This is a genomic window from Aquimarina litoralis, assembly GCF_019295435.1.
Classification (GTDB): Bacteria; Bacteroidota; Bacteroidia; order Flavobacteriales; family Flavobacteriaceae; genus Aquimarina; species Aquimarina litoralis_A.
The window spans coordinates 1-12,679 of sequence record NZ_WEKL01000047.1; the positions used below are offsets into that span (position 1 = coordinate 1).

The 12,679-nt window shown below is 31.6% G+C and carries 12 protein-coding genes; 5 read left to right on the forward strand and 7 right to left on the reverse strand.

Features of this window, described 5'->3' with window-relative positions:
- Window positions 1-276 precede the first annotated feature (276 nt).
- The 4 genes from GBO31_RS19165 (at window position 277) to GBO31_RS19180 (ending at window position 2,717) form a co-directional block, all read left to right on the forward strand.
- Window positions 277-1,074, forward strand: a complete 798-nt coding sequence (locus GBO31_RS19165; RefSeq protein WP_219010083.1) for a hypothetical protein — start codon at window positions 277-279, stop codon at window positions 1,072-1,074.
- An 11-nt stretch (window positions 1,075-1,085) separates the two neighbouring features.
- The gene (locus GBO31_RS19170) at window positions 1,086-1,229 is read left to right on the forward strand and encodes a pilin (protein WP_219010084.1); all 144 of its coding nucleotides are present in this window, start codon (window positions 1,086-1,088) and stop codon (window positions 1,227-1,229) included.
- Between the two features lie 259 nt (window positions 1,230-1,488).
- Window positions 1,489-2,130, forward strand: coding sequence for a hypothetical protein (locus tag GBO31_RS19175; RefSeq protein ID WP_219010085.1), 642 nt, complete (start codon window positions 1,489-1,491; stop codon window positions 2,128-2,130).
- Between the two features lie 62 nt (window positions 2,131-2,192).
- Window positions 2,193-2,717, forward strand: a complete 525-nt coding sequence (locus GBO31_RS19180) for a hypothetical protein (protein ID WP_219010086.1) — start codon at window positions 2,193-2,195, stop codon at window positions 2,715-2,717.
- A gap of 133 nt (window positions 2,718-2,850) precedes the next feature.
- On the opposite strand, the gene GBO31_RS19185 is transcribed toward GBO31_RS19180, so the two are convergent.
- From GBO31_RS19185 to menA, 7 genes are all read right to left on the reverse strand, one after another.
- Window positions 2,851-4,170, reverse strand: a complete 1,320-nt coding sequence (locus GBO31_RS19185; RefSeq protein ID WP_219010087.1) for a M24 family metallopeptidase — start codon at window positions 4,168-4,170, stop codon at window positions 2,851-2,853.
- Between the two features lie 98 nt (window positions 4,171-4,268).
- Window positions 4,269-6,380, reverse strand: a complete 2,112-nt coding sequence (locus tag GBO31_RS19190) for a VWA domain-containing protein (protein WP_219010088.1) — start codon at window positions 6,378-6,380, stop codon at window positions 4,269-4,271.
- A gap of 104 nt (window positions 6,381-6,484) precedes the next feature.
- Window positions 6,485-7,600, reverse strand: a complete 1,116-nt coding sequence (locus GBO31_RS19195) for an AMP-binding protein (RefSeq protein WP_219010089.1) — start codon at window positions 7,598-7,600, stop codon at window positions 6,485-6,487.
- A gap of 69 nt (window positions 7,601-7,669) precedes the next feature.
- A complete protein-coding gene (locus GBO31_RS19200; protein ID WP_219010090.1) occupies window positions 7,670-8,611 on the reverse strand; it encodes a CPBP family intramembrane glutamic endopeptidase in 942 nt (313 codons plus the stop codon).
- A 6-nt stretch (window positions 8,612-8,617) separates the two neighbouring features.
- The gene (locus GBO31_RS19205) at window positions 8,618-9,667 is read right to left on the reverse strand and encodes an o-succinylbenzoate synthase (protein WP_219010091.1); all 1,050 of its coding nucleotides are present in this window, start codon (window positions 9,665-9,667) and stop codon (window positions 8,618-8,620) included.
- Complete coding sequence (locus GBO31_RS19210) at window positions 9,667-10,347, reverse strand: metal-dependent hydrolase (RefSeq protein ID WP_219010092.1); 681 nt, start codon at window positions 10,345-10,347, stop codon at window positions 9,667-9,669. The genes GBO31_RS19205 and GBO31_RS19210 overlap by 1 nt, the downstream gene beginning before the upstream one ends.
- Window positions 10,348-10,377: 30 nt before the next feature.
- Entirely contained in the window at window positions 10,378-11,337 is a 960-nt protein-coding gene (gene menA / locus GBO31_RS19215) for a 1,4-dihydroxy-2-naphthoate octaprenyltransferase (RefSeq protein ID WP_219010093.1), read from the reverse strand.
- 84 nt (window positions 11,338-11,421) lie between these two features.
- Between menA and GBO31_RS19220 the strand changes: the two genes are divergently transcribed.
- A complete protein-coding gene (locus GBO31_RS19220) occupies window positions 11,422-12,609 on the forward strand; it encodes a helix-turn-helix domain-containing protein (protein ID WP_219010094.1) in 1,188 nt (395 codons plus the stop codon).
- The last annotated feature ends 70 nt before the right edge of the window (window positions 12,610-12,679 follow it).

Consider the following 12,679-nt stretch of genomic DNA (forward strand, 5'->3'; position numbering starts at 1 on the left):
TACGATAATAGGTGGAGTGAGACAGAATAACAGTCCTATCGTAATAGGTGCAGATCCGCAGGGATCCGCGAATACACGTTTTCATTTTTCAGGTAAAATACAAATGATAAATGTGATTCAATGGAATAATCATTAAACAAAGAAGAAATATTTATTATTTAATTGTTTTGTTAGTTATTTAAACACTTATAGCCATTCAGAAAGTTTAAACAAATTATACTAAAATTGTGATTTCTTATGTTATAGTAATCAGATAACTCAAAAATTATATCAATAATGAACAAAACATTTTTAAAATTTAAAGTAGTTGTCATTGCGATTATGGTCGGACTATTTGTGGTAAGTTGTAGCGACGATGATAATAATGACACCTCATCTCTAGATATTACACAAGAGGATGTAATGAAAAGCCTGGAGGTTGAAAAAATATCTAATTTTATTGATGATCTGACATTAGATAATATTTCTATGAATAGATCCAATAGTGAACTATCTTCAAAATTAGGAAAACCTGGATGTGCTGATTTTAGCATTACAGATACTGGTTATACGCTCACATTTACAGATTGTACTAATGAAGATGGTGAAACAATTAGTGGTGCTATCAATGTTTCAGTAGTTACAGAAAATAATACAGTAAGTACTACCATTACATTTGATAATTTAAGTTATGCGGGGAATTCTATAAATGGAAGTAAGAGTACTACCTATTCAATAGATACTGATGCTGGTAATTTTGTATATACAGTAACTTCTGACCTATCAATTACTTTAGCAGACGGAACTACTGCCTCTGAACAAGGAACAAAAACATATACTATTAGTGGATTTGGTACTGGAGATGCTTCTTATACAATTGGAGGAAGCTGGATCGTTACTTTAGGAAGTGATAGTTATTCTCTAGCAACTGATCCAACATTAGAAGGAACTTTTAGTTGTGGATATATAACTAGTGGCATATTAGTAATGACTAAAAATACACTAAGTGCTTCTATCGATTATGGCGATGGTACTTGCGATAACAAAGCTACTGTTACTTATCCTGATGGGACATCAGAAGAAATAGAATTATAAAATTTTATAAAATGAAGAACAACCTAGATTTATTTATGTTTAAAAGGATTACTAAATCCAAGCAAAGTAAAATTAAAGGAGGAAATATACCAATTCAAGATTGGAATTGTACCTCATCAGGAGATGATAAGTATCTCCCAACAGGTTGTCAATAATCCTAAAAGTTAAAAGAGAGTTCTTAAAACGAACTCTCTTTTTTTATTCCCATCTTTTGATTTTAAATTCTATATGTTTAAAATTCACTAATAGTACTAAGAAACTATTAATCAAAATTTTAAAACAAACACTACTCAAGTAAATTTATAAATTTGATGTTGCTTTATTTTTAAATTCTAAGATTTGAAGATAGTTTTACCCTTGTATTCATGCCGGCAGAAACACAAGTCATTTATTAACAATATTATTAAAACTATCATGAAAAATCTTTTAAATAAGCTTCTTCTAATTTTACTAGTTGTTGGTATTATTAGTTGCCAACCAGAAGAAGATCAATTACTAGAAGAAAATCTAATTTTAGACGAACAAATCGACACACAATCCCTAGAAAAAAACAATTCTGACTTTAGAATTGTATGCTCTATAGAGGGAATTCCGGAAGGTTTTGTTGTAGAAGAATATTTAACACTAGGTAATTGCCCTAATTATAACCTGTTTTTAGGAAGATATAATGCTGCAATTGTTACTAGAGATGGAACTCCAAGAATTTCTCGAGCTGGAGCAGGATGTGATGACAATTATTGTATATGGATTGTCGGAAGTAATTTTGAAGACAATGCATATGTAGATATTAGAACAACTACAGGTCATAATATTATTGGGACATATCGAGGTTCTGATCGTGTTCAATATGTAAATGCGCAAGGTCAAGATGTAATCACTTTACGTCTTCGTACTCAATTTGAACGAAATGAATTTGCCAGCAGAGGGTTACGCATTTGGGTTGTAAATCCAGAGGCAAGAAAATGGGGAGATGGAAGGACTGTAAGAAGACCTGGCGGAAATGGTAATGATGATGATGGTGGACCTGGTGATGATTGTAATCCAATTTGTCCATAAAAGCTAAATATAATGGCTTTGAGAAGATTACGTCCTAGTATCTAAACAATAAAAATAGATAGATGAAAACAATAAAAATATTCACTTCACTCCTATTTCTTTTGATGATTATGATATCATGTGAAAAAGAAGATATCAATGATATCGTAAAAGAAAATCAGCAAGATTTAGAAAAAAGTGCATCTTATGTAGCTGATGAATGCTATACAATCGAAATAAATTTTGAATCAGGTTTTTTTGATCAAGGAAACCCTACTATAACAGTTAAAGTTTGGGTGCTATTGAATGGTTTTAGCCCTGGATTGTATCTAGGAGAACACGTTTTAAGCGGATGGCAACCAAAAAGAATCATTGCAAACCCTAATCTTTATAGTTATATAAAACCTCACTTGGATAATAGTGATCGTTTTAGATTCGAAATCGATCATAATCAAATAGGAGATTTTGCAACATTTACAGCTAGGCAAATTGGTGGTACTAAAGCAAGATTTAATCTTATACCTTGGGAAGAGGAAAAAATAATTCCATATGCCCAATTACAGTTTGATATTGCTAATTGCACATCCTTTAATGAGAATGATCTATAAAAAATGTTATTACAACACCTAAAAGAAGTTGTGGGGTATCTGCAAATATAATGGTTAGCAGGAGAGAGTTGATAAATCAGCTCTCTCTAATTTTTAATAAGTATTCAGAAAACGAAACTGTGAAAGTATTTTATTATCTTCTTGGAATAGTTATTAACTCAGTTTGTCTTTTATTGACATATCTAAAACCTTTTGATCCCCAAAAACCAGCTTCTTCTAGCATAATTCTAATATCCTTATTCCATTCAGGAATGTTTACGGTCGTATTTAACTCTATAGCATATACTGTATTTTCTAATAACGGATAATCCCCATTGACAGGAACTCCTCCTTGTGAGTCCCACATACCAATAGTTGGACCAGAAGAATGCCCGTATAATCCTAAAGGATGTGTATAAATTGAAGGTTTAAATCCTTCAGATTTACCTTGCTCTAAGGATGCTAACAAAATCTGATTTCCCGTCTTACCTGTTTTGAAATTTCCAGTTAAAATATCCTGTACTCTATTTCCATCTGCAAAAGCCTTTATCAAAAACTCCGGAGGTTTCATTTCTCCATTCTTCAATATATATGCATGCTGTTGACAATCTGTATTTAATCGCAAATAGGTTATTCCAAAATCACAATGGATAAGATCTCCTTGTTTTATAATTTTGTCATTAGGTCTGTTTGAAAAAGAAACAATGTGACTTTCCAAAGGTTCATCCATTCGCTGTATATCTACTGTAGGATGAAACCAAGTATCTAATCCCATATCAGTAGCTTTTTGCCTAAACCACCAAACTACATCATCGGTAGTAGTGGTTCCTGGTTTTATGACCTCAGTACTAAATGCTTCTGCAATAATATCATGAGTAATCTGAACCAATTCTTTATAAATTTCCATTTCCTGCTCAGTACGTGTCTCAATCCATGCAATTGCTAATTTTTCTGCAGAAGTAATTTTAGATTTATAATCTTCAGGAAGAACTTGCATAAATTCTTCATAATCTGTTTTTACAATTCCATCAACGATACCAAAGTGCGTGGAATAATTTAACCCTATTTTTTCTGGGTTTCTATTTTTAATGATATCTACCAATGCTTTCCATTGATCAGGTTCTTTTTCTTTATCCCAAGCAGAATCGATATATTTCCCTACATTATATCTGGCAACTGCTAATTGTTCTATGGTATTATTCTTTTTATCTCTATAAAATACAAGAATCGTTCTACGCCTGGCATTTAGCCATTTGGCTGGTAACATAGTTCGCAAAACGGGATCTTCATTATATTCTCTAGATATTAAAACCCACATATCAAGACCTGTACGGTCCATCAATTCTGGTAGCAGCCTATTAAAACGATCAGCGAGAACTTGATCTACAACCTCTGCCCTATCCCGTTCTGAAAGAATTTGTGCTTGTAAATTGCTTATAAATAGTAATAAGATAAGAGTGAGTTGTTTTTTCATTTGTGTGGTTCGTTAGTATGGAATAAAAGTATTACAAAAAAGAGACACCTGCAATGCTTTGCAAATGTCTCTTTCAAGCTTATTTAATTCAACGTTTATTATAGAGCCTGATGACTATTCATTAATCGAACGAATTCTGCCCTATATCCTTGAGAATCTGAAGATTTATTTTCTTTAGCTAAAGAAATAATATCGTTAATATTATCATTCATCAAGTATTTTGATTTTCGAATTTTCATTCCAAACCAAGCTACTGAAGCTGCAAAATTAAAATCTTTTGAAACTTGTTTCTTATTCATATTTAACACATGTACTAGTTCGATACTTTTGCTTCCTTGCGGTTTTTTATATCTAAATTTTACAGTTAAAAGCTCCTCTCCATAGTTCTCATTTATCTTTGTATTGGTATACTTTAAATCTGGTATTTTATTGACAAATTTACTTTGAACTCCTACTGGTATTACTTCATATAAAGCTGTAACTGTATGTCCACTTCCTAATTCTCCAGCATCTTTGGTATCATCAACAAAGTCCTCGTCGTTTAATAATCTATTTTCATAACCTATTAATCTATATGCCTGAACTTTTGATGGATTAAACTCTACTTGGATTTTGACATCTTTTGCAATTGTGTATAGCGTTCCTCCAAATTCTTTTCCAAGTACTCTTTGTGCTTCCTGCATAGTATCAATATAGGCATGATTTCCATTCCCTTTGTCTGCTAGGGTTTCTAACTTACTATCCTTATAATTTCCCATTCCAAAACCAAGACAAGTTAGAAAAACACCAGATTTACGTTTTTCTTTAATTAATGTCTTCATGTCTTTATCACTACTCATTCCCACATTAAAATCACCATCTGTAGCTAGAATTACACGATTGTTTCCATTCTTTATAAAATTTTCCTGTGCAATCTTGTAAGCCAATTGTATTCCTGCTCCACCAGCTGTAGAACCGCCAGCTTCTAAATTATATAATGCTTGATTAATTTCATCTTTATGAGCTCCAGAAGTAGGTTTTAATACCATTCCCGCAGCGCCTGCATATACCACAATAGATACCTTATCTTTTTCTCGTAGTTGATTTACCAATAATTTAAATGCTCTTTTTAACAAAGGCAACTTATTTGGAGAATTCATGGAACCAGAAACATCTAATAAAAACACTAAGTTGGAAGCTGGAATCTGGTCACGTGGAATTTCTTTTCCCTTTAAACCAATCTTGACCAATTGAGTATCTTGATTCCAAGGTGTAGTTCCATGTTCCGTATGAATTGCAAAAGGATGATCTCCAGTTGGTTGTTTATAATCATAATCAAAATAATTAATCATCTCCTCTATTTTTACGGCATCTGCAGGAATTTGCTGACCATTATTAATCATTCTTCTTACATTGCTATACGCGGCTTTATCAACATCTATAGAAAAGGTTGACAAAGGAGAAGTTATTACTTTTTCAAAATTATTCTCAACTATTTCCTCATAGGATTCATTACTATTTATTTTATAATTTCCCTTATGCGTTGTAATGACAATACATCCATGTTTTGCTTTTGATCCGTATAAAGATGTTGCGCTTTTATCTTTTAAAACGTTGATACTAGAAATCTTATTTGGATCCATATTTTGCACCAAGGCAATATCTTTTTGGTCTACAGGAGTACCATCAATAATGTATAAAGGTTGACTCGAAGATGAAACTGAACTGGCTCCACGAATAATTACCGACGAATTTCCATTCGCAATTCCTGAACTACGATTTACTTGAACACCAGCAATGCTGCCGGATAGCTTATTCGTTTTCTTACTTCGCCTATTTTTTCTTCTTCTTTTTGCTTTGGAAATAGTTCTATTTCCAGTAGAATAAGATCTTTTTTCTGCACCATAACCAAGAACCACTACTTCTTCTAATGTTGCAGTATCTTCCATCATCTTTACATCTATAACAGAATTCCCTTCTTCTATAGTTATCTTTTCCTTTATATAACCTATATACGAAAATTCTAGTGCATCATTTACATTTGCATTTATGGTGTAGTGACCATCAAAATCTGTATTTGTTCCTTTAGAAGTTCCCATAACTACTATATTTACTCCAGGAATGGGATCACCAGTATCTTTATCAGTTACTGTGCCGATTATAGTTAACTCTTGTGCATTTGATATTCCTATCATAAGGAATAATATCATAAAATAATGTAGTGATTTCATAATTGATTTCTTTTGATTATGAAATAAAACTACCTTCTAATCGGTCTGTTTACAATCTAATTTGAGGGAAGTAGTGTTTTTGAAAAGGGAAAACATCTTACTAATTAGGAAAGTTTGCTTGTAACTAATTCCAACGTCTTAGAGCGTTGAACCTTACCATTATCAGTTTCTATAAATTGTGGTAGAAAGAATATATCCTTTGGAGTTTCGTATTTAGATAAAATTTCTAATTGTCTCATTGCTTCTTGCAAACTTTCTTTCACACTTTTATCATAATCTTGTTCTATAACCAAAACCAATTTATCACCAAGTTGGTCATCAGGAATTCCTGCAATAAAAAAACGATGTCCTATCAACAATTGTAATTTAGTCTCTATTTCCTCTGGATATAACTTAATACCACCACTATTAATGACATTGTCAAATCTACCTTTCCATAAAAACTTCTTATATGTTTTTAACTCTACCACATCATTTGTTACAATAGTATTATCATTAAGTTGCGGCGCTTTAATGATTAGACAATTTCGTTCGTCTTTTCCTAAAGTTATATTAGKTAAAGCCTTAAAATATTTAGCATCCTTTTTGTCTTTCTTTTTCGGATTAACTCTTCTTGCTGCAATATGAGTAATAGTTTCGGTCATCCCATAGGTTTCAAAAATCTTTATTTTGATTCCTTGTACTAATTCTTTTAAATTTTCAGGAACTGTTCCTCCTCCTACTATTAATTTTTTAATAAGATGTAATCGATTTATCGAATTGTCTAATTGCAGTGGTACCATCGCACAAAAATCGTATTGTTTGTATACAGTATCCAAAGGATTAGTTTTAGGAGGCACTAAATCAATTTTCCAACCTAAAACCATTGCCCTTACTAACATCATTTTCCCGGCAATATAGGTTGCTGGTACGCATAATAGCGCTGTAGTTCCTTCTTTAACCTTAAAAAAAGATCCTGTTGCTAATGCACTATTTACCATATGTTGCTTGTATATTTTGATTTCTTTAGGTTTTCCTGTAGAACCTGATGTTTGCACAACAATATGGTCTTTCCCATTTAACCAATCTAACAAAAAACTTCCTACTTCTTGCTCATAGAACTCTCCTTCTTTAATAAAATTATAGGCAATATGTTGCAATCCTGAATGATCAAGATTCTGTCTATTAATACTGAAATTTTCATGTATTTTTGGAGTAGAAAAAGTATCTTCTGTTTGCATATCCAAATTTCAATTTTCTTACATAGCTATAAGTTATGATTAGGTAAATAAAGTATTATGATTTTGTTATTATTCTTCTAATTGAATTGCAGGCTCCACCTTTCCAAATAATTTATCTTTCCAACCAGACCATTTATATTTTTTAGCTAAGATTAAAATWATTAAAGGATACTGAATTGCTATGGGCAATATAATATCTAATCCAGCTGATGGTTCTGAAGTATCTATAAAAAGAGCATCAGTTTGAAAAGCACTCCAATCTGTAGTTATTAGAATTGCTGCAATTATATTATTAGCTGCATGAAAACCAAGAGCTAATTCCATTCCATCATCCATCAATGTCATTACTCCTAATAATAGTCCCGTTCCAATATAAAAGACCATCATAATGTTTCCTAATTTGGCTACTTCTGGATTTAAACCATGTAATAGACCAAAAGTAACGGATGTAAATAAGAGTGGAAACCATTTAGTTTTACTCAAAACTCCCAATCCTTGCATCAAATATCCTCTAAATAAATATTCTTCAAAACTGGTTTGTAAAGGTAATAATAGTACTGAGATAAGGAATAGGATTAAGAAAGGAACCAATTTAAAATTCCATGTATAAATTTCACTTTCCGTAAAATAACTAATCGCAAACAGTACTACATTAATCCCAACCAAAAGAAAAAAGCAAAAGAAAATTCTATTCCAATCTACCTTATTTCGAGAAGTCGTTAAGCTCTTAATACTTTGTCGGTGCAAATTCTTAACAGCAAATAACAACGCAACTAAGCCCATTGCAAAACTCAAAATCACAAGTATTAAAAAAAGATTTTTGTCTATACCTATATCCGCAAAATTGTTTTCTGCCGCGACTTCGAACTCCTTTAAACTCTCTATTTTGGTAAATGCTACTCCAATTAATGGTATTACACCAATTACCTGCCAACCAATAAATGTTAATACCAGACCTATTAGATATTTCCACCATTCGTTTTTTCCATTTAAAGCTTGTTCTATATACATTGTATTCTAATTTGTTACATCTAAATATGGAACTACCCATTTTTGATTTGGCTTATAACTGAGTGTTCCATTTTCTACTACTACAGGAGCTTCTATATTGTTCGTATATAAACTTCCTGTGCCAAGTCCTTGTGGCATATTGCTTTGTAACATATAGGTATATTGTGCTATAGCGTTTAATCCTATATTACTTTCCAAAGCACTGGTAATCCACCAACCGATATTTAATTCCTCTGCAATATCAATCCATTCCTGTGTTCCTTTAAAGCCTCCTATTAAACTTGGTTTTAAAATGATATACTGAGGTTGTATAGTTAGTAGTATTTTTTTCTTTTCTGTTACATCAAAAATTCCAATTAATTCCTCATCCAACGCAATAGGTAAAGGTGTCTTATTGCAAAGCTCTCTCATTACTAATGATTGTCCTTGCTTAATAGGCTGTTCTATACTATGAAGATCATAGTAACTAAGCTGTTTTAATTTTTCCAAGGCTTCATCTGTGGAAAAGGCACCATTGGCATCTACTCTAAGTTCAATAATTTCTTTGGAAAACTGGGATCTTATATATGCCAATAGTGCTAATTCTGCCTTAAAATCAATAGCACCGATTTTCATCTTAATACAATCAAAACCTTGATCCAATTTATCTATAATCTGGTTTTTCATGAATTCCTTCTCTCCCATCCAAATCAATCCATTAATCGGTATACTATCGTTTCCTTCTGTGAATTTAGAGGGAAATAGTAAAAATGGAGCGTCACTTTCTAATGACTTAAAAGCCATTTCTACTCCAAATTGAATACTTGGAAACTCTTTCAGTTCATTCCATAATAACTCAACACCTAAATGAATATTTTCACAGGTCCATTTTAACTTCTCTTCATAATCAGGACGATCATCAATACTAAGTGTCCTTAATATTCCACACTCTCCAATTCCTTTCTTATTATTGGATGTAATGACAATAAACCAAGTCTCCTTTATTCTTAAGATTCCCCTAGAAGTACCGCTAGGTCGTTTAAATTCTAAAATATGCTTATGATACGTTGCTTCCATTATAGTTCAAGGCTCTTACCAACATTTAATAGGATAAGATCTTTATTTTTTGCTGAAAATTTATTTTTCGCCTCTTTGTGATCAATTTCTATATATCCAAAAGTATCATAATGTACCCCTAAAACTTTATCACATTCAACAAAATCACTTGCTACAATAGCTTCATCTATACCCATAGTAAAGTTATCCCCAATCGGTAGTATTGCTAAATCCAATTTAGTAAACAAAGGAATTAGTTTCATATCCATCGTCAAAGCGGTATCTCCCGCGATATAGACATTTTTATATTCACCTTCAATTACAAATCCTCCTGGTTGTCCGCCATAAGTTCCATCTGGAAAACTACTCGTATGAATTGCATTTACATATTTTACCTTTCCAAAATCAAACTTCCATGTACCACCATGATTCATAGGATGCACCTCTATACCTTTTGCTTGGTAATACATGGCAATTTCATAGTTTGAAACGATGGTAGCATTACTATTTTTGGCAATAGCTTCAGCATCCAATGTATGATCTTGATGTGCATGAGTCAATAGAATATAATCCACCGTTAATTCATCAATACTTACTTTATCTTTAGATAAAGGATTTCCAGATATAAAAGGATCTACGAGAACTTTGCTTCCATTTATTTCTAATAACAAAGTGTTCTGCCCGTAAAATGTAATTTTCATTGCGTGCGGTTTTAAATTAGGATTTGAAAGTTATAAAATCTGACCTAAACTAAATAGTATCGCTAGTAAAAAAGTGGACAATGCTACTTTCTTCAATTCTGGGTCTAGATCTTTAGTGTTTTTGGTTTTAATTACTTTAAAAAAATGTATAAATAGAGGAATAAAAGCAACTAAGAATAGTAAATCATCATAATTCTGGTAAGTAAAAAGAAGAAAAATCATCATTGAACTCATAGCTCCTAACAACAGAAAGTAATGGTACTTCTTAGCATTATGAATGCCTAGTTTTACGACCAAAGTATTTTTACCAACTTTTTTATCGCTATCATGATCTCTTAAATTATTTAGATTAAGAACTGCAGAGCTTAATAAACCAATAGTAATGGCTGGTAAAAAAACCAAACAATTTAAATGTTTGGTAAACAAAAAGTAACATCCTACAACACTCACCAAACCAAAGAATATAAAAACAAAAACATCCCCTAGCCCTTTATATCCATAGGCTGTATTTCCCATAGTATATTTGATAGCAGCAATGATAGCAGCAATACCTAGTAAAAGAAAGAAAATAGAATAGAAAAAATAGGCTTGCCCAAAAGAAACATAAATTAAATAAATTGCTAATAACAAAGTGATAATAGACGTAATAACAATACCTCTGAACATTTCATTCTTAGTAATTGCACCACTTTGTAAAGCCCTTTGCGGGCCAACTCTATCATCATTATCTGTTCCTTTTACTCCATCACCATAATCATTAGCAAAATTTGATAAAATTTGGAGTCCTAAGGTAGTAGCAATTGCCAACCAAAAAATAGAAGTCTCCAAAAATAACGAAAGCTCACCTCCTAATCCCATTTTAAATTCTGAGGAAATATTAATATTCACGATCTCGTTATTAAACATAGAAGATCCTACGATTATTCCAGAAATAGATAAAGGTAAGGTACGAAGTCTAGCTGCAGAGATCCACGCTTTTAAATTGGCCATTTTTATAAAAATATCATCAAAGGAACAGTATTTTAATTTCAAAAAAAAATAAAAATAATTCTATGAAATAATTAAATTAGCATTATGCCAATTCCAATACCATTAGAATTCCCTTCATTCAATATTTACAGTACACCTTTGTTAATATTGGTATTGCAAGCATTTATTTTTGCCTCACTTTTGTTGGTTAGATATTTTAAGAAAAAATATATCTCAGCACTTATTTTATCAGTGCTAATTTTTATTACTGGATACCATAGAACTACTTATACCATTGGTTTTATGGATTGGTATGATACATATCGGAATACAAAAATTAATTATTGGCTTATTGCATTGTCATTAGCCATTGGTCCGCTACTTTATTTCTACGTAAAATCAATCACAACTTCTAATTTTAAATTTCGTAAAAAAGATCTAATACATTTTATTCCTGTTACTATATATGTAGTCTATAGAATCTCAATCTTTATTTATGATGCCTCACTTCCTGGGTTCTCTGAAACGCAAAATGGATATCTAAAGGTTTTCTTAGATGAAAAATATGTAAGCCCGCTAATTGGTATTGTGGAGAACCTACAAATGTTATTATACCTAGCATTTACAATTCAACTATATTATATCTATCGAAAAAAAATACAACATTTCTTTTCCAACACATATTCTTTAGAACTTAATTGGATACGTAATTTCCTTTTTATTTATTCTTTTTTATTTCTGTATAGTGTTTTTCAAGGAGTAATTGGTTCTGTTATTACAGACCTACATTGGACTCAAAGATGGTGGTATCATTTTTTTACTGCTGTGGCTATTATATATATAGGTATAAAAGGCTATTTTACGGATACTAACAAACTAAATAATCTTAACTTTTCTGTAGCGGTAAAAGAAGACATTGCAGATATCCCTAATGAATTAAGCGAAGATTTAATTAAGAGTAAAAAAAGAATTGAAGGGTTTATGGTAGATAAAAAACCTTTTCTCAATCCAGATCTTAATTTAACAGAACTCTCCAAAATGCTTAAAATGCCGGCTCCTGTTTTATCCGATACTATTAATTCTGCGTTTGAAAAAAACTTTAATGATTTTATAAACTCTTATAGAGTTAAGGCGGTTCAGGACATGCTGAAAGAAGGAAAACAACAACAACTTTCACTTTTAGGTATCGCTTATGAATGTGGTTTTAATAGCAAAGCGACATTTAATCGTGTTTTTAAAAAACTTACCAGTACTTCTCCTTCTCAATATGTTGCTATGCAAAACAAATCATAGCCAAAGGAATTTTTATGAATTTCGCAATTCGTCATTCTCGGTTTATTTGGTTCATTTTTATAGATTAGCA

What these genes read in the sequence shown, in the direction of transcription:
- GBO31_RS19185 (WP_219010087.1), bottom strand. Translation starts at nt 4,170, where the DNA reads ATGAAAAAACAACTCACTCTTATCTTATTACTATTTATAAGCAATTTA.
- GBO31_RS19220 (WP_219010094.1), top strand. Translation starts at nt 11,422, where the DNA reads ATGCCAATTCCAATACCATTAGAATTCCCTTCATTCAATATTTACAGT.
- GBO31_RS19165 (WP_219010083.1), top strand. Translation starts at nt 277, where the DNA reads ATGAACAAAACATTTTTAAAATTTAAAGTAGTTGTCATTGCGATTATG.
- GBO31_RS19210 (WP_219010092.1), bottom strand. Translation starts at nt 10,347, where the DNA reads ATGAAAATTACATTTTACGGGCAGAACACTTTGTTATTAGAAATAAAT.
- GBO31_RS19205 (WP_219010091.1), bottom strand. Translation starts at nt 9,667, where the DNA reads ATGGAAGCAACGTATCATAAGCATATTTTAGAATTTAAACGACCTAGC.
- GBO31_RS19175 (WP_219010085.1), top strand. Translation starts at nt 1,489, where the DNA reads ATGAAAAATCTTTTAAATAAGCTTCTTCTAATTTTACTAGTTGTTGGT.
- menA (WP_219010093.1), bottom strand. Translation starts at nt 11,337, where the DNA reads ATGGCCAATTTAAAAGCGTGGATCTCTGCAGCTAGACTTCGTACCTTA.
- GBO31_RS19190 (WP_219010088.1), bottom strand. Translation starts at nt 6,380, where the DNA reads ATGAAATCACTACATTATTTTATGATATTATTCCTTATGATAGGAATA.
- GBO31_RS19170 (WP_219010084.1), top strand. Translation starts at nt 1,086, where the DNA reads ATGAAGAACAACCTAGATTTATTTATGTTTAAAAGGATTACTAAATCC.
- GBO31_RS19180 (WP_219010086.1), top strand. Translation starts at nt 2,193, where the DNA reads ATGAAAACAATAAAAATATTCACTTCACTCCTATTTCTTTTGATGATT.